The sequence below is a fragment of the Streptomonospora wellingtoniae genome, from assembly GCF_031845375.1.
Taxonomy (GTDB): Bacteria; Actinomycetota; Actinomycetes; order Streptosporangiales; family Streptosporangiaceae; genus Streptomonospora; species Streptomonospora wellingtoniae.
The window spans coordinates 60,031-79,570 of the sequence record NZ_JAVREK010000027.1; the positions used below are offsets into that span (position 1 = coordinate 60,031).

General features: G+C 72.2%; 16 protein-coding genes. 2 read left to right on the top strand and 14 right to left on the bottom strand.

What is annotated here, in order from left to right:
• Window positions 1-76: 76 nt before the first annotated feature.
• The 7 genes from trmD to RM446_RS21335 all read right to left on the bottom strand — a co-directional run bounded on the left by trmD (window position 77) and on the right by RM446_RS21335 (window position 7,382).
• Complete coding sequence (gene trmD / locus RM446_RS21305) at window positions 77-859, bottom strand: tRNA (guanosine(37)-N1)-methyltransferase TrmD (protein WP_311547164.1); 783 nt, start codon at window positions 857-859, stop codon at window positions 77-79.
• Between the two features lie 158 nt (window positions 860-1,017).
• Window positions 1,018-1,530 carry a ribosome maturation factor RimM gene (rimM, locus tag RM446_RS21310; protein WP_311547165.1) on the bottom strand — a complete coding sequence of 171 codons (513 nt, stop codon included), beginning with the start codon at window positions 1,528-1,530 and terminating at the stop codon, window positions 1,018-1,020.
• 137 nt (window positions 1,531-1,667) lie between these two features.
• On the bottom strand, window positions 1,668-1,910 hold the full coding sequence (locus tag RM446_RS21315; protein WP_179769298.1) for an RNA-binding protein: 243 nt from the start codon (window positions 1,908-1,910) through the stop codon (window positions 1,668-1,670).
• A gap of 1 nt (window position 1,911) precedes the next feature.
• Entirely contained in the window at window positions 1,912-2,391 is a 480-nt protein-coding gene (gene rpsP, locus RM446_RS21320) for a 30S ribosomal protein S16 (protein WP_311547166.1), read from the bottom strand.
• A 325-nt stretch (window positions 2,392-2,716) separates the two neighbouring features.
• Entirely contained in the window at window positions 2,717-4,309 is a 1,593-nt protein-coding gene (gene ffh / locus RM446_RS21325) for a signal recognition particle protein (RefSeq protein WP_311547167.1), read from the bottom strand.
• Between the two features lie 103 nt (window positions 4,310-4,412).
• Window positions 4,413-5,636, bottom strand: a complete 1,224-nt coding sequence (locus RM446_RS21330) for a hypothetical protein (protein WP_311547168.1) — start codon at window positions 5,634-5,636, stop codon at window positions 4,413-4,415.
• Between the two features lie 435 nt (window positions 5,637-6,071).
• Window positions 6,072-7,382 carry an ammonium transporter gene (locus RM446_RS21335; RefSeq protein ID WP_311547169.1) on the bottom strand — a complete coding sequence of 437 codons (1,311 nt, stop codon included), beginning with the start codon at window positions 7,380-7,382 and terminating at the stop codon, window positions 6,072-6,074.
• Window positions 7,383-8,266: 884 nt separating this feature from the next.
• On the opposite strand from RM446_RS21335, the gene RM446_RS21340 reads away from it, so the two are divergent.
• A complete protein-coding gene (locus tag RM446_RS21340) occupies window positions 8,267-9,208 on the top strand; it encodes an ABC transporter ATP-binding protein (protein ID WP_311547170.1) in 942 nt (313 codons plus the stop codon).
• Complete coding sequence (locus RM446_RS21345; RefSeq protein WP_311547171.1) at window positions 9,195-9,992, top strand: ABC transporter permease subunit; 798 nt, start codon at window positions 9,195-9,197, stop codon at window positions 9,990-9,992. The genes RM446_RS21340 and RM446_RS21345 overlap by 14 nt, the downstream gene beginning before the upstream one ends.
• Before the next feature lie 86 nt (window positions 9,993-10,078).
• Here RM446_RS21345 and ftsY read toward each other — a convergent pair whose 3' ends face one another.
• The 7 genes from ftsY to mutM all read right to left on the bottom strand — a co-directional run bounded on the left by ftsY (window position 10,079) and on the right by mutM (window position 19,537).
• On the bottom strand, window positions 10,079-11,272 hold the full coding sequence (ftsY, locus tag RM446_RS21350) for a signal recognition particle-docking protein FtsY (protein ID WP_311547172.1): 1,194 nt from the start codon (window positions 11,270-11,272) through the stop codon (window positions 10,079-10,081).
• A 125-nt stretch (window positions 11,273-11,397) separates the two neighbouring features.
• Complete coding sequence (locus tag RM446_RS21355; protein WP_311547173.1) at window positions 11,398-12,432, bottom strand: FecCD family ABC transporter permease; 1,035 nt, start codon at window positions 12,430-12,432, stop codon at window positions 11,398-11,400.
• 5 nt (window positions 12,433-12,437) lie between these two features.
• On the bottom strand, window positions 12,438-13,379 hold the full coding sequence (locus tag RM446_RS21360; RefSeq protein WP_311547174.1) for an ABC transporter substrate-binding protein: 942 nt from the start codon (window positions 13,377-13,379) through the stop codon (window positions 12,438-12,440).
• A 442-nt stretch (window positions 13,380-13,821) separates the two neighbouring features.
• Window positions 13,822-17,382: a chromosome segregation protein SMC gene (smc, locus tag RM446_RS21365; protein ID WP_311547175.1), complete on the bottom strand. Its 3,561-nt coding sequence runs from the start codon at window positions 17,380-17,382 to the stop codon at window positions 13,822-13,824.
• A 432-nt stretch (window positions 17,383-17,814) separates the two neighbouring features.
• The gene (locus RM446_RS21370; protein WP_311547176.1) at window positions 17,815-18,006 is read right to left on the bottom strand and encodes a hypothetical protein; all 192 of its coding nucleotides are present in this window, start codon (window positions 18,004-18,006) and stop codon (window positions 17,815-17,817) included.
• 288 nt (window positions 18,007-18,294) lie between these two features.
• Window positions 18,295-18,585: an acylphosphatase gene (locus RM446_RS21375; RefSeq protein WP_311547177.1), complete on the bottom strand. Its 291-nt coding sequence runs from the start codon at window positions 18,583-18,585 to the stop codon at window positions 18,295-18,297.
• 85 nt (window positions 18,586-18,670) lie between these two features.
• On the bottom strand, window positions 18,671-19,537 hold the full coding sequence (gene mutM / locus RM446_RS21380) for a bifunctional DNA-formamidopyrimidine glycosylase/DNA-(apurinic or apyrimidinic site) lyase (RefSeq protein ID WP_311547178.1): 867 nt from the start codon (window positions 19,535-19,537) through the stop codon (window positions 18,671-18,673).
• Window positions 19,538-19,540 lie beyond the last annotated feature (3 nt).

A 19,540-nucleotide genomic window follows, 5' to 3' on the forward strand; every position in this document is an offset into this window, starting at 1 on the left:
ACGCCCGCCGAGGCACCCCGGGAGGCGGCCCCGGCCGTCGGCACACCGACGCACCGGACCGCGGGCCGGTCCCCCGCTACTGCGGAGGCAACTGCTCCAGCAGCTCCAGCAGCAGCTCGCGGTCGCTGCGCTCCAGCTCGCCCAGGCGCCGGGCGGCCAACTCCCGGAGCAGCTCGGGCCGGTTGCGCGCCGTCTTGCGCAGCGCCTCATGGCGCCGCCAGCGGTCCACCGCCCCGTGGTCTCCCGACAGCAGCACCGGCGGCACCTCCTGGTCGCGCCAGTGCGCCGGTTTGGTGTAGACGGGGCCCTCCAGCAGGTTCTCCATCGCTCCGGCGGCGAACGAGTCCTGCACCGCAGACTCCGCATTGCCCAGCACTCCGGGAAGCAGCCGCGACACGGTCTCGACGATGACCGTCGTGGCCGACTCGCCCCCGGCCAGCACGTAGTCGCCGATGCTCATCTCGTCCACGGGCATACGCCGCCCGGCGTCGGCCACCACCCGGGCGTCGATGCCCTCGTAGCGCCCGCAGGCGAAGACCAGCCACGGCTCCTCCGACAGCCGCTTGGCACGCTCCTGCGTAAAGGGGGTGCCGCTGGGGGTAGGCAGCACCAGCCGGGGCGGGGCATCGGCGCCGCCGGTCACCGTGTCCAGGGCCTCGCCCCAGGGCTCGGGCTTCATGACCATGCCCGGGCCGCCGCCGTAGGGGGTGTCGTCGACCGTATTGTGCCGGTCGCGGGTCCAGGACCGCAGGTCGTGCAGTCGGATGTCGAGAATGCCCGCCGCGCGCGCCTTGCCGATGAGCGACAGCTCCAGCGGCGCGAAGTAGTCGGGGAAGATCGTGATGATGTCGATGCGCATGGGTGTGCGAGGGCTCCCGGCAGCGGGTCCGGCGAGCGACCGCCGGCGGTGCGGTTGTGGTCCGGATACGGGCGGCTGGAGAGGGTGCGGGATGCGGGATATGCGGCGCGGGCCTGGCTCCGCCGCTGTGGAGCGCGGGGGTGCGCTCGTGCGGGCGGTCAGCCGCCCAGTTCCAGCAGGCCGGGCGGCGGGTCGATCACCAGGCGGCCGGAGCCGGTGTCCACCTCGGGCACGAGGTCGCGGACGAAGGGCACCAGCACCTCGGGCCCGTCCGCGCGCGTGATCACGAGGACGTCCTGGGCGTTGTGCAGCACGTCGGCGACGGTGCCCACCGCGGCGCCTTCAGCGGTCTCGGCGCGCAGGCCGATGAGCTCGTGGTCGCTGAACTCGTCGGGGTCCTCCACCGGCGGCAGGTCCTCGGACTCGACCAGCAGGGTGGTCCCGCGCAGCCCTTCGGCGGCGGTCCGGTCGCCGACCCCCGTGAACCGGACCAGCAGACGACCGGAGTGCCGGCGCGCCGACGCGACGGTGAGGGGACCGGTGCCCGCGGAGTCGGTCTGCAAGAGGGACCCGGGCGCGAAGCGCGACTCGGGGTCGTCGGTGCGCACGTCCACGGCCACATCGCCGCGGATCCCGTGGGCGCGGCCGATCCGGCCGACTACGAGACGCATCGTCCTCCTGCGTTCATGGGCGCGCGGCGAGAGGCCGCGCACACGACAGCGCCGCGCCGCTCCGGCGGAACGGCGCGGAGGCCCCGGCCGCGACCGGACCGCCCGTGCGGGCGTACGGTCGCGGCCGGGGCCGGCGCTCAGCGCACTTCGTTCAGGTCCAGCAGGTCGACGCGGACGTAGCGACCACCCGCGAGCGAGCCGACGACGGTGCGCAGCGCCTTGGCGGTGCGCCCGTTGCGGCCGATGACCTTCCCGAGGTCGTCGGGATGGACCCGGACTTCGAGCACCTTGCCCTTGCGGAGCCTGCGGGCTCTCACCTGGACATCGTCGGAGTTCACGACGATGCCCCGAACCAGGTGCTCAAGCGCCTCTTCCAGCACGTCAGGCCTCGCCCTCAGGCTCCGTGGTCGTGTTGTCGCCGGCGGCCTCGGTCTTCTCGGCCTTCTCGGACTTCTTCTCCGAGCCGGAGGACTTCTTGGACTTCCCGCCGCCCTTGGTGGACTCGTTGTCCGGAAGCACGAGCTCCTTGAGGACGGCCTGGAACGCGGCTTCCTCGGCTTCCTTGTCCTTGGGCTCGGCGACCTTGATCGGCGCCGGCTCAGGAAGCCCCTTGAACCGCTGCCAGTCACCGGTCAGCTTCAGGATGTTCATGACCGGACCGGTGGGCTGCGCCCCCACAGAAAGCCAGTGCTGCGCCCGCTCCGAGTTCACCTCGATGAAGCTCGGCTCCTCCTTCGGGTGGTACTTCCCGATCTCCTCGATGGCTCGGCCATCGCGCTTGGTACGGGCGTCGGCGACGACGATTCGGTACTGCGGCGCACGGATCTTCCCCATACGCTTGAGCTTGATCTTGACAGCCACGGGTGTGGTATCTCCCAGTTGCGATGCGAGTGCCCGTCATCGCGCCGCGTGGGGATGCGGCGGAGTGTTCAGGCGGGGACGTTAGGTGCCCGGGCTAGTTAGAGGGCCGGCCCGCAACACCGTTAGTCGTTAACCCATTGTGCCAGACCCCGGGGTGCGCGGTGCGCTTCACGGATGCGTTCGGCGGGTCCCGATCGCATGAGAGGCGTCTCATCCCCGGCGCGGTCGGCCACGCAGTCGACCGGGGCCGCCGAGAATACGCCCCGCGGCCGGCTCGGCGCCGGTCGCGGGGCGGTTCTGTGCTACCTCTCCGTCAGTGTGGCGCCTACTTCTTGGGCAGCTTGAAGTTCGAGAGGTCGGGCATGGACCCGCCGCCGAGCCCCGGGGGCAGCTGGCCGCCGCCGCCCAGGCCGGGCGGCAGCTGCGGCGGCGCCTGCTGGTCGCCCCCCTCTTCGCGGCGGCGCTCGCGCTCGGCCTGGCGCTCGGCCTCCTGCTCCTTGGCCTTGAGCGGGTTGCCGCTGCGCTGCTTGCCCTTCTTGGTCTTCTTCGCCTGGGCCTTGGCCTTCTTGCGGTTACCGCCTCCGCCGGGCATCCCGGGCATCCCGGGCATGCCCCCGCTGTTCTTCATCTGGCGCATCATCTTCTGCGCCTCGAAGAAGCGGGTGACCAGCCCGTTGACGTCACTGACCTGGGTACCCGAACCGTTGGCGATACGCAGGCGCCGCGAACCGTTGATCATCTTGGGGTTGCCGCGCTCGGCAGGGGTCATCGACCGGATGATCGCGGTGACGCGGTCGAGGTCCTTCTCGTCGACACCGCTGATCTGGTCGCGCATCTGCGCCATGCCCGGCATCATGCCGAGCAGGTTGCTGATGGGCCCCATCTTCCGCAGCATGCCCATCTGCTGCAGGAAGTCGTCGAGGGTGAAGTCGTCGTCGGAGGCCAGCGTGCTGGCCATCTGGGCGACCTCGTCCTCTTCGAACGTGCGCTGCGCCTGCTCGATCAGAGTGAGCATGTCGCCCATGTCGAGGATGCGCGAGGCCATCCGGTCGGGATGGAAGAGGTCGAAGTCCTCCAGCTTCTCGCCGGTGGAGGCGAACATGATCGGCCGACCGGTGACGTGCCGAATCGACAGCGCGGCGCCGCCGCGGGCGTCGCCGTCGAGCTTGGTCAGCGCCACCCCGTCATAGCCCACGCCGTCGAGGAACGCCTGCGCGGTGTTCACCGCGTCCTGGCCGATCATCGCGTCCACGACGAACAGGACCTCGTCGGGGCTGACCGCGTCGCGGATGTCGGCGGCCTGCTGCATCATCTCGCTGTCGATGCCCAGGCGGCCGGCGGTGTCGATGATGACGATGTTGTGGTTGTTGTGCTCGGCCTGCTCGATCGAGGCCCGAGCCACCTCGACGGGGTCGCCCACGCCGTTGCCGGGCTCGGGAGCGAACACGGGCACCCCGGCACGCTCGCCCACGACCTGCAGCTGGGTGACGGCGTTGGGGCGCTGGAGGTCGGCGGCCACCAGCAGCGGTGTGTTGCGTTCGCCCGCCAGCCAGCGCCCGAGCTTGCCCGCCAGCGTGGTCTTACCGGAACCCTGCAGACCGGCCAGCATGATGACGGTCGGGGGGGTCTTGGCGAAGCGGATCTCGCGGGTCTCGCCGCCGAGAATCTCGATGAGCTCGTCGTTGACGATCTTGATGACCTGCTGCGCCGGATTCAGCGCCTTGGAGACCTCGGCTCCCTGGGCGCGCTCCTTGATCCGCGCGATGAACGCACGGACCACGGGCAGCGCTACATCGGCCTCCAGCAGCGCGAGACGGATCTCCCGCGCGGTCGCGTTGATGTCCTCCTCGGACAACCGCCCCTTGCCGCGCAGCGAGGAGAAGACCGAGGTCAGCCGGTCGGAAAGCGTCTCGAACACGAGTGTGGCCAGTCCTTCGTCTTGGGAGTGGCTTCCTAGGTTACCTGCCGGGACGCGCCGCGCGCGCCCCGGCGGGAGCGCGTTCGCAGCGCCCGGTCGGCGATCAGTCGCCGGCGGACTCCTCGGCGGCTGGGGACTCCGAGGCGCCGGCCGACGGGGAGCCGTCGGCGGCGGCGTCGCGCTCCTCCTCGATGGCGGAGACCAGCCCGCTGCGCGCGTCGCCGCTGAGCGCGCTCGTGGACAGCTGGGCGTCGCCGCTCATCTCGTAACTCACCGGAGAGGAGCTGGGGGCGAGGCTGAAGTCGACGCCGCAGGAGAGGTCGACGGTGCCGCCCGACTTCAGCGTCCCGGAGTCGTCGCACTTCTTGGAGCCGAGCTCGTCGTTGGACACCTTGGCGTCCATGCGCACGGTGACGCTCAGGTCGTCGCCGTTGTCGGTGGAGGAAGAGTCGTCCTTGACCGTGCCGGAGACGGTGCAGGCGCCTCCGGTCTCGCAGTCCAGGCTCAGCTGCTCCTTCCAGTTGACGGGCATGCGCGCGTCGGGCGCGCCCTTCAGCTCGTCCTCAGCCACGGTGAGCGCGTCCTCGTAGAGCGTCTGGACGTCGCCGGTCTCGGGGGCGGTGAAGTCCAGCCGGGTGCGCGGCCCGGATTCGGCGCCCTCGGGCATGAGCTCCTCGACCTCGGCGCGCAGCAGCTCGCCGGACTCCTCGCCGATCCAGACCCTGCTGTTGCCGCTGCCCTGCAGGTCGACCCGGTAGGCGGTGGTGCCGTCGAGGTTCTCCAGCTTTGCCTTGCCGCCGCTGGGGGCCATGTCGCCGAGGATGTCGGCCAGCGCCTCCGGCGCGAGCGCGGCGGCCGGGTCGATGCCGAGCTGGCCGCCGCTGATGCGCACCCAACTGCCGTCGTACTCGTCGGAGTCGGGGTTGGCGATGCTCTTATCGAGCCAGAACTCGCTGGGCGCGCTGGCGAAGAGCTTGCCGTCGGCCTGCATGACCTCGGCTTCGTTCTCGTTGGTCTGCACCGTGCCGCTGGTGGTGCCTCCGCTGGTGGTGGTCAGCGACACGTCGCTGACCACGCTGTTCTCGGTCTCGGAGACCTGTCCTTGGACCGCCACGGCGGGCTGGTCGCGCAGGGTGTCCAGCGCCGACTCCAGCAGTGGGGCCGCGTCGACCGGGGTGGGCGAGGGCGAGGGCTCCTCGCCGCCGCCCGGGCGGAACTCGCTGAGGTCGATGGAGCAACCGGACGCGCCGATCACGACAGCGGCCGCCGCCGCGGCGGACGTCAGGAGTCCACGCGATCGACGTGTGGTGGGTTGAACCGGCGACATCTTGCCTCCTGCCCCCTGGGGTGGGGTGCACGTGTGTCTGCGGAACTGGCCTGAATGGATGGGACGCGCGGGCCGCCGATTCGGCTCCGGGCACGTACTCGCAGGAGGGCTCGGGACTGCGCGGGAGGCGGGCAGGGGCCGCGGCGCAGGATCCGGCGCCCTCCTGGTTGCGGCACAAGCGTACCCAACCCGCCGGGGCGGCGAAGCGGCGCCGACCTCTCGCCGATCATAGCGAAGTGGCCGGTCCCGGCCGCGGAGCCCGGCGTGCGCGGGGGGCGCGCGCCGCGCCCCCTTCATTTCCCACCCCGGCGCGGGTGAGCCGATCCACGCCGGGCGCACACGCCTGGGCCGACGGGGAAGGTTCCCCGCCGGCCCGGCTGTCGCCTCACCGCATATCGTCTGGCTCGGCCGCACCGCCTCGACGTTGAGCCGGAATCAGGACCGGGCCTGCTGTGAGGCCACCTCCTCGCCCGGAGGCGTCGGCGAGGAGGGCTCGGCGCCTTCGAACTCGTCGTCGAGTTCGTCGAAGGCGTAGGCGGTCTCGGCGTGCAGCTCGGCGTCGAGCCCGTTGGTCTCGACGTGCTCCGGGATGCGGAAGCCCATGGCCAGGTCGATGATCTTGGCGATGACGAAAGTGACGACGAACGAGTAGACCAGGACGCCCACCACGCCGATCGACTGCACAGCCAGCAGGCCTGCGTTCCCGCCGTAGAGGAGCCCCGCCGAGCCGCTCGCGGAGGAAGCGGCCAGCAGGCCGATCAGCAGCGAGCCGATGATGCCGCCGACCATGTGGATGCCGACCACGTCCAGGGCGTCGTCGTACTTGAACTTGTACTTCCAGCTGATGGCGTAGGCGCAGACGGCGCCGGCGATCAGACCCAGGGCGACCGAGCCCAGCGGGGTGAGGTCGGCCGCGGCCGGGGTGATGGCCACCAGGCCGGCGATGGCGCCGGAGGCGAAGCCCAGCGCGGTGGCCTTGCCGTAGCGGATGCGCTCGACCAGCATCCACGCCCCGGTGGCGGCGGCCGTTGCGACCTGGGTGTTGAGCAGGGCAAGCGCGGCGGTGCCGTCGGCGGCGTAGGCGGAGCCGGCGTTGAAGCCGAACCAGCCGAACCACAGCAGGGCCGCACCCAGAAGCACGAAGGGCAGGTTGTGCGGGCGCATGGACTCCGAACCGAAGCCCTTGCGGCGGCCCAGCACGAAGGTGAGCGCGAGCGCGGCCGCGCCGGCGTTGATGTGGACCGCGGTGCCGCCGGCGAAATCGACGACGCCGTAGCCGCCGATCTCCAGGCCGCCGATCCAGCCGTCGCCCCACACCCAGTAGGCCACCGGCGAGTACACCAGCACCGACCAGAGCGGTACGAAGAGCAGCCAGGCGCCGAACTTCGCGCGGTCGGCGATCGCGCCGCTGATAAGGGCCACGGTGATGACCGCGAACATCATCTGGAATGCGACGTCGAGCAGCACCGGGATACCGCCGTCGACGTCGCTGATGAGCCCGGTGACCCCGAGGAATCCGAGGCCGCCGACCAGCGGGCCGGCCGTGTCGTAGGCCAGGGAGTATCCGACGACCACCCAGACCACGCTGACGACGGCGATGCTCGCGAAGCTCATCAGCATCATGTTCAGCACGCTCTTGGCCCGCGACATGCCTCCGTAGAAGAACGCCAGGCCGGGCGTCATCAGCATGACCAGCGCGGAGGAGATCAGCAGCCACGCCGTGGTGCCGCTGTCGATGCCTTCCATTGTGTCGCCTCCATAGATCGGGCGGGGGATTGCGTTCGTCCGAGGGATGGATCGGCGAGCACGTCGTCGGGCTCGGCGAAGATCACCACGACCGCCACTTTCGGATCCGCGTGTTTCCCGGCGCAGCCGGGTGTGTTGCACCGGCGTGAAGAGATGCGCGGATGTGTTACGGGATGGTGAACAGACAGCTCATTACGGTCGTGGAGCGCCGTTGCCGTTACGGCGCGCGCACGCGCGGCGCGCGTCTGCGTGAGAACCGCCGTTAAGAACGCGCTAGGTCCCGGCTGAAGCGGCGTGCGGTGGGGAATGGTGGCGTTGCGCACATCCAGCCGCTCGAACGGACGCGAAGAGCGATGCTCAAGGCCGAAGAGAGTCCGCGGGACCCGCCAGCGGGCACCGCAGCGAGGTACGCGGCGCCGTCGGGGACGGCCGGCCGCGTCCCGGCGGCCCTTGTGCCGGCCCCCGTGCACGCGGGAAGCGCGGCGCGTCCGATCTGACGCGCACGGCGCGGTGCCCCGAGGCGCCGCGTCCTCTCCCGGGCGTGCACTCCGGCCACGGGTCGATCCTCCGGCGCGGCGCCTGCGGGCGCCGCCTGCCGCTGACCGCAGCAGGGACCGCACCGGGCCAAGGGCGGCGCCCGTTCGCTGCGGCCCGCACCGGCGTTCCAGCGCGTACAGCGCACACCGTGCACCCCGTCGGCGGACCGGCCGCGCGGCGCCCGCCGACGGGGTGCGGCAAATGCCACCGCTCGGCTGCGCGCCGCGCACCGGCGGCGGGGTCCGAGGGCTCACGTACCGCTGCCCGAGCGCCGGCACGAGTACGACCATCCGGCGTCCCGGCGTCCGAGCCGGGAACCGGTGTCCAGCGCAGAATCGAGACATGCCATGACCGCACCTCCCCTACCGGTCATCAGCTGCAGACGGCTGACCAAGAGCTACGGGCGCCACCGCGCCCTGTCGGGAGTCGACCTGAGCGTCGCGGAGGGCGACGTGTTCGGCTTCCTCGGTCCCAACGGGGCCGGAAAGACCACCACGATCCGGGTTCTGCTGGACCTCATCCGCCGCGACGCGGGCGAGGTCGCTGTACTGGGCGGTGACCCCCGCCGCGACGGGGTGCGGCTGCGCCGCGACATCGGCTACCTGCCGGGGGAACTTCCCATGACCAGCAGGCGCCCGGCCCGGGAGCTGCTGGCGTTCCTGGGCCACCTGCGCGGCGGCGTCGACCGGCGCGCCATCGACGCGCTGGCGGAGCGCTTCGACCTGGACCTGAACCGGCCGGTGCGCGGCCTGTCCAAGGGGAACAAGCAGAAGGTCGGCCTGGTGCAGGCGTTCATGCACCGGCCGCGGCTGCTGATCCTCGACGAGCCCACGAGCGGCCTGGACCCGCTGCTGCAGCAGGAGTTCTTGAACCTGGTGCGCGAGGTCCGCGAGGACGGCCGCACGGTCTTCATGTCCTCGCACGTCCTCAGCGAGGTCCAGGACGTCGCCGACCAGGCGGCGGTCATCCGCGCCGGACGGATCGTGGCGCTGGAGGACATGGACGACCTGCGGGAGCGGGCGCTGCGCCGTGTCACGCTGACCTTCGCCGCGCCGGTCGACGCCGAGGACTTCGCCCGGCTGGACCACGTGCGCGACGCGTCCGCGGACGGCAGCACCCTGACCTGCACGGTCGAAGGAAGTCCCGACGCGCTGGTCAAGGCGGCGGCGGCGCATACGGTGCTCGGGCTCACCAGCGAAGAGCCCGACCTGGAAGAGCTGTTCTTCACCCACTACAACAACGGCCGCGGCACGGGGCCGCAGGAGGAGGGCTCCGATGCTGCTGCATGACGTCTTCGGCAGGTTCCTGATGGACAGCCGGCGCGGCATCATCGGCTGGATGATCGGCGTGGCCGCCGTTACAGCGCTCTACAGCTCGTTCTGGCCCTCGATGCGCGAGACCGACGAGGCGATGCGGGCCTTCGTCGAGCAGATGCCCCAGCTCGCCGAGTCCATGGGCTGGAGCGACTTGTCCACGGCCGAGGGCTACCTGGGCAGCACCGTGTTCGGCCTGCTGACGCCGATACTGGTCACCATCGCCGCGATCGCCGTCGGCACCCGCGCCGTGGCCGGCGAGGAGGAAGAGGGCGGCCTGGAGCTGGTCCTGGCCCACCCTGTCAGCCGCTACCGGGTGGTCCTGCAGCGCTTCGCCGCGCTGGCGGTGTTCGTCGCGCTGCTGGGCGCCACCGTCTGGGTGGTGCTGGTGGCGCTGGGACCTGCTCTCGACCTCGACATCCCGGCGGCGAGGCTCGCCGCTGCGGCACTGGCCACGGCGCTGATCGGATTCAGCTACGGGGCGGTGGCGCTGGCCGTCGGCGCGATCACCGGCCGGAGGTCCTACGCGATCGGCGGTGCCGCGGTGCTCGCGGTGGTGGGCTATCTGGGCAACACCTTCGCCCTGCAGCAGGAGGAGCTGGAGTGGCTGCGGTTCCTCTCGCCGTTCTACTACGCGCTCGACCCCGAACCGCTGGTCAACGGCGTCGACGCCGGGTACACGGCGGTGCTGGTGGCGATCCCGCTGTTCCTGGCGGCGCTGGGCACCGCGGTGTTCGCCCGGCGCGACGTGCTGGTGTAGCGGCACCGCCGCAGGCACGCCGGGCACTGGAACGGGCTGCCCGGCGGCCGGGGGATGTCCCGGGCCGCCGGGCAGCACGGGCACCGCTACCCGGTCCGGGCGCCGTCCGAGCCGTCTTCGAGGATCGCGTCGACGAACGCCTCGGGGTCGAAGGGCGCCAGGTCGTCGGGGCCCTCGCCCAGGCCGACGAGCTTGACCGGCACGCCCAGCTCGCGCTGGACCTGGATCACGATGCCGCCCTTGGCGGTGCCGTCGAGCTTGGTGAGCACGATTCCGGAGATGTTGACCACCTCGGCGAAGACCCGCGCCTGGCGCAGGCCGTTCTGCCCGGTGGTGGCGTCCAGCACCAGCAGCACGTCGTCGACCGGGGTCTTCTTCTCGATGACGCGCTTGACCTTGCCGAGCTCGTCCATCAGCCCGGTCTTGGTGTGCAGGCGGCCCGCGGTGTCGACGATGACCGTGTCGGCCCCGTCGTCCATGCCGCGCGAGACCGCCTCGAAGGCCACGCTCGCCGGATCGGCCCCCTCGTCCCTGCGCACGACGGGAGCGCCGACGCGCGAGCCCCAGGTCTCCAGCTGGTCGGCCGCGGCGGCGCGGAAGGTATCGGCCGCGCCCAGCACCACGATGCGTCCGTCTCCCACCAGCACCCGGGCGAGCTTTCCGGTCGTGGTGGTCTTGCCGGTGCCGTTGACACCGACGACCACGACGACCGCGGGCCCGCCGGGATGCGGTTCGGTGTGCACGGCCCGGTCCTGGTCCGTCCCGATCTGGGCGAGCAGCTCCTCGCGCAGCAGGCCCCGCACCTCCTCGGGCGTGCGGCTGCCCAGCACCTTCACCTTGGTGCGCAGGCTGTCGACGATCTGCGCCGCCGAGGTCACGCCGACGTCGGCGGTGATCAGCGTGTCCTCGATCTCCTCCCACGCGGACTCGTCGAGCTTGTCCGCCGACAGCAGGCTCAGCAGGCCCTGGCCGAAGGCGTTCTGCGAGCGCGCGAGGCGGGCGCGCAGCCGCACCAGCCGCCCGGCCGACGGCGGCGGGGTCTCGATCTCCGGTGCGGCGGGCGCCTCGGCTTCGGCCAACGCGGCGGCGCCTGGGGCGTGCCCGCTCTCCCCGGTCTCCTCACCGGGCTCCGCCGTCGCCGTACCCGCCGCGCCGCCTTCGCGCTCACCGGCCGGGGGCTCCGGCGGGGCCTCCGTGCGCCGCGGCCGGATCAGGAACGCGCCGCCGACCACCAGGAGGGCGACGACGAAGATGATTACGGCGAAGATCGTGTAGTCCATCTGTCTCCTAGCGTGTGTGTGCGCCCTGGAAGCCGATGCCGCGCTCTAGCCTCGGACCGGGGAGGAGCCACAACGGCCTCCAGTCTCCCAGACCACCCCTCGCGATCAGGTCACGCGCCGGTGTCTCAGCCGGCTCTGTTGCGTGTCGTCCGCAGGATGAACACGAAGAACGGGGCGCCCAGGAACGCCGTCACCACGCCCAGCGGGAGTTCGGCGGGCGCGATCAGGGTGCGGGCGGCGATGTCCACCAGGATCAGGAACGCGGCGCCGGTCAGCAGCGACATGGGAAGGATCATCCGGTAGCCGGTGCCCACCAGGCGCCGGACGATGTGCGGTACGACGATGCCGACGAACCCGATCAGCCCGCTGACCGACACCGCCGCAGCGGTGGCCAGCGAGGCAGCGGCGATCACCAGGATCCTCGCGCCCGTGGCGTTCAGCCCCAGGCTGAGCGCCTTCTCGTCGCCCAGGGCCAGCAGGTCGAGCAGGTACCCGCAGCCCATCAGCACCAGAACGCTCACCGCGGCATAGGGCGCGATCATCGCCACGTCGTCCCAGCCGCCGCGGCCGAGCCCGCCCATCATCCAGGCGTAGATGAGGCGCAGGTCCTCGACCCGGATCATCTGCACGAGGTTCTGCCCGGCCGACAGGAACGACGATACGGCCACTCCGGCCAGCACCAGCGTGGTCGTGCCGCTGCCGCCGGCGACGGTGCCCAGTGCGTAGGCGGCGGCCACCCCCGCCAGCGCGCCGACGAAGGCCGCCACCGGCACCAGGGCGCGCGGCGAGTCCAGCAGCTGGGGACCGTAGGCCAGCACGAGGGTCGCGCCCAAGCCCGCGCCTCCGGCCGCTCCCAGCAGGAACGGGTCGGCCAGCGGATTGCGGAAGACGCCCTGGTAGGCGGCGCCGGCGCTGGCCAGCAGCCCGCCGACCAGCGCGCCCACCACGACGCGGGGCAGCCGCAGCTCGACGAGCACCGCCTCCTGGAGCGCGCTCAGCGGCGAGTCGAACGAGGTGAACGGCAGCCGCCCCAGCAGCGCCCCGGCGATGTCGAGCGGGCCGATGGACGCGGCGCCGGCGGCCACGCCCAGCAGCACGCTGACGGCCAGCAGCGCCAGCCCGAGCGGCGGCCACACCCAGGCCGCCCGCTTCGTGTGCACCCGCGCTACCCCTCCTGGGCGGCGGCGGTCAGGGCCTCGGCGACGCTTTCGGCCAGACCGACCACGCGCGGCCCCCAACGGGACGAGATGTCGGGGTCGAGCCGGATGACGTCGTCGTTGCGCACGGCCGCGACCTCGTCGAAGGCGGGTCGCTGGCCCACGGCCCGCACCGCGCCCTCGCCTCCGTAGGCCAGGAAGATCAGGTCCGGGTTCTGCTCGACGACGTACTCCGGGGACAGCTCGGGGTATCCCCCGGCTGCGCCCTCGGCGGAGTCGGCGATGTTCCGCACGCCGAAGCGGTCGTAGACCTGGCCGATGAACGTGTCGGAGGTGGCCGAGTACATGCCCTCGTCAAGCTCGTGGTAGATGCTCAGGTCGGCGTCGCCGACCTCCTCGGCGGTCTGCTCGACGATCTCGTCCACCTGCGACTCCACCCGGTCGGCGACCTCGTCGCCCTTGCCGGGGTGGCCGGTGGCCCTGCCGAGCATGCGCATCTGGCCGTAGGCCTCCCCCAGGGTGGTGGCCGAGGGGATCAGCAGCACCGGGACGTCCAGCTTGCGAAGCTGTTCGGCGGCCTCCTGGGCGTCGCGTGCGAGCACCACCAGGTCGGGGTCGTGCTCGCTGACGGCCTCGACGCTCGGGGTGAAACCGGACAGGTCGGTGGTGGGGGCCTCTTCAGGGTGGTTCGAGTACTCGTCGGCCGCGACGACCTCGTCCCCGGCGCCGACGGCGAAGAGCATCTCGGTGGCCGTGGGCGACAGCGAGACGATGCGCTGCGGGGCGGATTCGAGCGTGACCTCTCCGGAGGCGTCCTCGACTGTGACGGGGAAGCCGTTCTCGCCGCCGGAGGCGGGGGGGTCCTGGCCGGAGCTCTGCTGGCCGCCGCAGGCGGAGAGCGTGAGTGCCGCCAGCAGCAGGGCTGCCGGCAGGCGGCGTGCGCTTGGCACGGGACTCCTTCGGGGGTATCGGTGGGCGCGGCAGAGAGGCGGAGCCCGCGCGCAGCGCGGTGCGGTCCGCCCTCCCGCGAGGACAGTAGGCCGCGGCACCGCGGAGGCGACCTGGCTCGCCCGCCCGCCGGCGGGTCTCACAGTTGCGGGGCAGCGCCGGGTTCGCGGGCCGGCCGGGCCGGTCCCGCACCGGACTTCGCTCGCACGGTGCCGTTGCCCTGCGGGTTCGCACCGCAGAGCACTTTGTCCAGTTTAGTCGCTTTCAGCGACGACACTCCGGCCGGGGTGCCGACCCCACGACGACCTGCGTCGACACGAACGCGGAGCGGGCGGTCCGCCCGCCGCCGACCGCCTCCCCGTTGATCTTGTAGCCATCGCAAACGGAAATCGCTTTCCTTCACGACAGCTACAAGATCAACGGGGTTCGGGCGCCGACAGCTTGTCAGGGGCCCGGTACGGCACGGTCGAGCTTCTGGCTGATGACCTGGGAGATTCCGTCGTTCTGCATGGTCACGCCGTACAGCGCGTCGGCCGCCTCCATCGTGCGCTTCTGGTGCGTGATGACGATGAGTTGGGATGCCTCCCGCAGCTCATCGAAGATCACGAGCAGGCGCTGGAGGTTGGTGTCGTCGAGCGCCGCCTCGACCTCGTCCATGACGTAGAACGGCGACGGACGGGCCTTGAAGATCGCAGCGAGGAACGCCACCGCCGTCAGCGACCGCTCGCCGCCCGAGAGCAGCGACAGCCGCTTGACCTTCTTGCCCGGCGGGCGGGCCTCGACCTCGATGCCGGTGACGAGCATGTCGCCGGGCTCACTGAGCACCAAGCGGCCCTCGCCGCCGGGGAAGAGCCGGCCGAAGATCTGCGCGAACTCCCGCTCGACGTCGGCGAAGGCAGCCGAGAACACCTCCTGCACGCGCGCGTCGACCTGTTCGACGACGTCGAGCAGATCCCGCCTGGTCTTCTTCAGATCCTCCAACTGGGCGCTGAGGAAGGCGTGGCGCTCCTCCAGCGCCGCGTACTCCTCCAGCGCCAGCGGGTTGATCTTGCCGAGCTGGTTGAGCTTGCGCTCTGCCGCGCGGGCGCGCTTCTCCTGCACTTCGCGCACGTAGGGCACGGCGACCGCCTCGTCCTCCTGGGCGTCGGCGGGCGGCGGCACCGGTACCCGGGGACCGTACTCGGCGACGAGCACGGAGACCTCGACGCCCATCTCCTCCACGGCCTTGGTCTCCAGCTGCTCCAGGCGCATCTTGCGCTCGGCGCGGGCGACCTCGCTGCCGTGGACCACGTTGACCAGCTTCTCCAGCTCCACCGACAGCTCGCGCACCCGGGCGCGCACCGTCTTGAGCTCGGCGTCGCGGGCCGCGCGCTCCTCATCGGCCCGCTTGCGCCGGGCGTCGGCGTCGGCCAGCGAGTGCTCGATGCGCTCCAGCGCCCGCGCCGCCGACTCGGCCACCGCCTCGGCGATGCGCGACTGGCTGCGGCGCCGGGCGCGCCGCTCGGCGGCGCGGCGGCGCGACTCCCGCTCGGCCTCGGCCGAGCGCAGCAGGGCGTCGGCGCGCCCGGCGATCGAGCGCACCCGCTCCTCGGACGTGCGCACGGCCAGGCGGGACTCGGTCTCGGCGGCGCGGGCGGCCCGGGCCCGCTCGGACAGCTCGTCGCGGTACCCGGTGTCGGGCTCGCCGTCGTCGACCGGCTCGGCCTCGGCTTCGGCCAGACGGGCCTCCAGCGCCGCCAGGTCGTCGAGATCGCTCTGCCGGCCGGCGGCGGCCTTGGCCGCGGCGGAGGTGTGCCGCTCGACCTCGGCGGCGGCCGCGCGGGCCTGCCCGCCGAGCCTGCCCACCTGCTGGGCGACGTCGTTGCGCTGCTTGTCCGCGGCGCGGCGCCGCGCGGTGGCATCCTCCAAGGCGGCGGCGAGCCCGGTGCGCTCATCCTTGGCCGCGTCGAGGCGCTCCGCCGCCTCCTCGGCCGCGGAGGACGCGGCGTCGAGCTGCTCAGCCGCCTCGTCCACGGCCGCCTGCACCTCCAGCAGGCTGGGTGCGCTGGCCGAGCCGCCCTGCACCAGGCCGGCGCTGTAGAGATCGCCGTCGGCGGTCACGGCGCGCAGCTCAGGCCGAGTGGAGAGCAGCTCACGAGCCTGGTCGGCGCCGTCGACCAGCACGACGCGGTCCAGCAGCGCGGTGACCGCCGAGCGCAGCGCAGCGGGCGGTACCACCGCGTCGGCGGCGTAGCGCAGCCCGCCGGAAAGCTCGGGCCAGTCCGCCCGTGGCGCGCCGCCGGGGGCGGAGGCCGCCACGACGACGCTCGCGCGCCCGGCGTCCTGCTCCTTCAGCAGCTCCACGGCCGCGCGGGCCGCGTCGGCGTCCTCGGCGGCGACGGCCTCCGACGCGGCGCCGAACGCGGCCGCCACAGCGGTCTCGTGCCCCGCCTCGACCTCGACCAGCGCCGCCAGCGAACCCATCAGGCCGGGCAGGCTCTCACGGGCCTCCAGCAGAGCGGCGGCGCCGTCCTTGCGGCTCAGCCCCGACTCCAAGGCCTCCTTGCGCGCGGCCAGTGCGGCGCGCTCGCGCTCGGCGGTGCGCTCGGCTTCGCGCAGCTCGTTGAGCCTGTCGTCGATCCCGTCCAGGCGGCTCTTGGCCTCCTCCTGGGCGGTGTCGAGTTCGGCGTCGCCCTCGTCGAGGCCGGCGGACTCGGCCTCGGCCGCCTCGTACTCCTCTTTGGCGGCCTCCGCGCGCTCGCGGGCCTCGACGGCCGCGGCGTCGAGGCGCTCGACCTCGGCTTCGCTGGCGGCGAGCCTGCTACGCAGCGCGTCGACGCGCCCGCCCAGCTTGGCCAGGCCCTCGCGGCGGTCGGCGGCGGCCCGGGAGGCGGCCGCGACGCGCTCCTCCTCGGCCTTGAGTGCCTCCTCCGCGGCAGTGCGCGCGGAGACGGCGCTCTCCAGGTTCTCCCGGGCGTCGTCGAGGCGGTACTGCAGCTCCTCCTCCTGGGCGCGGGCCTCCTCGGCCTCCCGCTCCAGCTCGGCGGGGTCGCGCCCGGAGCCCGCTTCCTCGGGCTCGGCGGCGAGGTTGCGGTGGCGCTCGGCCGCAAGCGAGGCGACGGCGTTGAGGCGCTCCTTGAGCCGGGACAACCCGTGGTAAGCGTCCTGGTGGCGGGCCAGCACCGGCGCGGCCTCGCCGGCCGCGGCGTCCAGGGCGGTCTCGCGCGCCTGGGCGTCGGCCAGCGCCTTCTCGGCGGCCTCGCGGCGGCTCCGCACGGCGGCCTCGTCGGCCTCCTCCTTCTCCAGGGCCTCGCGCAGGGTGACGATGTCGTCGGCGAGCAGCCGCAGCCGGGCGTCGCGCAGGTCGGCCTGGATGACGGCGGCCTTGCGCGCCAGCTCGGCCTGCCGGCCCAGGGGCTTGAGCTGGCGGCGCAGCTCGGAGGTGAGGTCGGTGACGCGGTCGAGGTTGCCCTGCATCGCGTCGAGCTTGCGCAGCGCCTTCTCCTTGCGCTTGCGGTGCTTGAGGATGCCCGCGGCCTCCTCGATGAGGGCGCGGCGGTCCTCGGGGCCGGCGTGCAGGACGGTGTCGAGCTGGCCCTGGCCGACGATGACGTGCATCTCGCGGCCGATGCCGGAATCGCTGAGCAGGTCCTGGATGTCGAGCAGGCGGCAGGTGTCGCCGTTGATGGCGTACTCCGAGCCGCCGTTGCGGAACATGGTCCGCCTGATGGTGACCTCGGAGTAGTCGATCGGCAGTGCACCGTCGCTGTTGTCGATGGTCAGGCTGACCTCGGCGCGGCCCAGCGCGGCGCGGGAGGAGGTCCCCGCGAAGATGACGTCCTCCATCTTGCCGCCGCGCAGCGACTTGGCGCCCTGTTCGCCCATGACCCAGGCCAGCGCGTCGACCACGTTGGACTTGCCGGAGCCGTTGGGGCCCACGACGGTGGTGATGCCGGGCTCGAAACGCAGGGTGGTCGCCGAGGCGAAGGACTTGAAGCCGCGCAGCGTGAGGTTCTTCAGGTACACGCCACCGGCCCCCTTACCTGTACATTCGCCTGCCGCGCTGGTGCGGCTCGGGGACCAAGGGTGCCATGAACCGGCGCGCCGCGTCTGCGCAACCGCCTTCATGTCGGAGCAGGGACGCACAGGCGCGGGGGCGAGACGCGGGGATCGTGCCCAGGGGATTCGGCGGCGCCGCCCACCCGGAGGCGCGCCCCGCGCCGCCTGGGGCGGCTGGGACGCGCGGGTGGGATCGGCGGGGGGAGTCCGCTACATGGATGCCGCGGAGCGGCCGAGCGGGCGTTGCCGCCGTGGGTTGCGTGACCGGGTTCCCGGGTAGACCGGGACCAGGATCTCCGTCTTTCGGTCGTTCGGTCGGGGACGATCGTCCCCTATGACACGCTGAGGGACGCCGGTCGAAGGGCGTCCCTTTGTCGCGTCGCGTGTTCTCGCGGGGCTTCAGGCGAGCGCGGGCTCGCGGTCGGTCGCAGGCACCGCGACATCGGTCACAGCCGCGGAAAGCTGGTCGTTTCGCGCCTGAAGCCGACTGATCTCGTCTTCGAGGTCATGTACTCGTTTCTGCAGCCGCCGCATCTCCTGAACCATCTGAGGGTCAGGACCTCCGACGTGGCCAAACAGAGCCTTCGCCATGATGTGGGTCCTCCACACTGAGTGACCAGATTCGATTCACGCGCATATGAGCTTCGGGAGCGCCAGAACTGCTCGGCTGCCCCCGGTTAAGGAAAGGCGCGCGGTCTGCTTTCCAGAGTCTCACCATGGGCGTTGCTGGTCAAGGTTGAACGGAACAGTTGGTTACGCACCGTAATCGGGCATGTCACACCGCGCGATCCGGCAATAGGCACCCCCGTGCGCGCTTCCGATCGCCGATAACGGCGCCGGGACGGGTGCCCGCGAATCGCGTCGCGCCTCCAAGGATACTCACCGCTCGATGAATCCTGAGAAGGTACCCCGGGGATTCTCCCATCTATCGACAACCCCCGCCACCTTTCCCGGCGTGTCGCCGCCGCGCAGCAGGGCGAGAAGCTCCTCACACCGCTTGCGGGGCCCCTCAGCCACGACCTCGACCCTGCCGTCCCCCAGGTTGGTCGCCGCGCCGGTCAACCCCAGCTCCAGGGCGCGCGCACGCACCCACCAGCGGAATCCGACGCCCTGCACACGGCCGCGCACCCATGCCGTCAGCCGTGCCGGGAAGTCCTGTCCGGCGTCCACGCAGCCTCCCTCGTCTTCCTCGTCGGGCGCCCCGCCGACCCCGGGCCGGACGCGGCGCCGACCGCCGCGCACCCCGTACCGCCTCTCAGCTCCGCGGGGCGCGCTGGCAGCCGGGGCAGCTGTAGGACGAGCGGTTCATGAAGACCTCGCGCCGGATCGCCGCGCCGCAGCGCTCGCACGGCCGACCGGCGCGGCCGTAGGCCTTCAGCCCGCGCTCGAAGTACCCGCTCTCGCCGTTGACGTTCACGTACAGGCTGTCGAACGAGGTGCCGCCCGCGGAGAGCGCCTCGCGCAACACGTCGCGCAGGTGCTTGAGCAGGTCGCTCACCTGCGGGCGGCGCAGGCCCGCCGTCGGTCGCGCCCAGTGCAGCCGCGCGCGCCACAGCGCCTCGTCGGCGTAGATGTTGCCTACCCCGCTGATGAGGGACTGATCCAGCAGCGCGCGCTTGATCCCGGTGCGCCTGCGACGCAGCGAGGCGGAGAACACGTCGTCGTCGAACTCCGGCTCCAGGGGGTCCAGGGCGATGTGGCCGATCACCGCGGGCACGCCGGCCGAGCCTCCGCGGGCGTCCTCCACCAGAGGGCCGATCAGAAGGTGGCCGAACGTGCGCTGGTCGACGAAGCGCAGCTCGCGCTCGGCCGGGCCCAGCCCGATGCGCACCCGCTGGTGGCGCTCGGCGGCGTGCTCGCGCGGCTGCACCAGGAGTTGTCCGCTCATGCCCAGATGGGCCAGCATCGCGTCACCGGAGTCGAGCTCCAGCCACAGGTACTTTCCGCGGCGCCGGACGGCCGTGAAGGAGCGCTCCTTGAGCCGCAGGGAGAAGTCCCCGGCGCCGGCTGTGTGGCGGCGTACAGAGCGGGGGTGCAGCACGGCGACGTCGTCGACGGTGCGGCCGCTCACCCAGTGCTCGACCCCGGCGCGGACGACCTCGACCTCGGGAAGCTCGGGCACGCC

Bases quoted from the DNA above. Each gene is read 5' to 3' on its own strand.
- trmD (WP_311547164.1), bottom strand. From the start codon at position 859: ATGCGCATCGACATCATCACGATCTTCCCCGACTACTTCGCGCCGCTG.
- rimM (WP_311547165.1), bottom strand. From the start codon at position 1,530: ATGCGTCTCGTAGTCGGCCGGATCGGCCGCGCCCACGGGATCCGCGGC.
- RM446_RS21330 (WP_311547168.1), bottom strand. From the start codon at position 5,636: ATGTCGCCGGTTCAACCCACCACACGTCGATCGCGTGGACTCCTGACG.
- RM446_RS21335 (WP_311547169.1), bottom strand. From the start codon at position 7,382: ATGGAAGGCATCGACAGCGGCACCACGGCGTGGCTGCTGATCTCCTCC.
- RM446_RS21340 (WP_311547170.1), top strand. From the start codon at position 8,267: ATGACCGCACCTCCCCTACCGGTCATCAGCTGCAGACGGCTGACCAAG.
- RM446_RS21345 (WP_311547171.1), top strand. From the start codon at position 9,195: ATGCTGCTGCATGACGTCTTCGGCAGGTTCCTGATGGACAGCCGGCGC.
- ftsY (WP_311547172.1), bottom strand. From the start codon at position 11,272: ATGGACTACACGATCTTCGCCGTAATCATCTTCGTCGTCGCCCTCCTG.
- RM446_RS21370 (WP_311547176.1), bottom strand. From the start codon at position 18,006: ATGGCGAAGGCTCTGTTTGGCCACGTCGGAGGTCCTGACCCTCAGATG.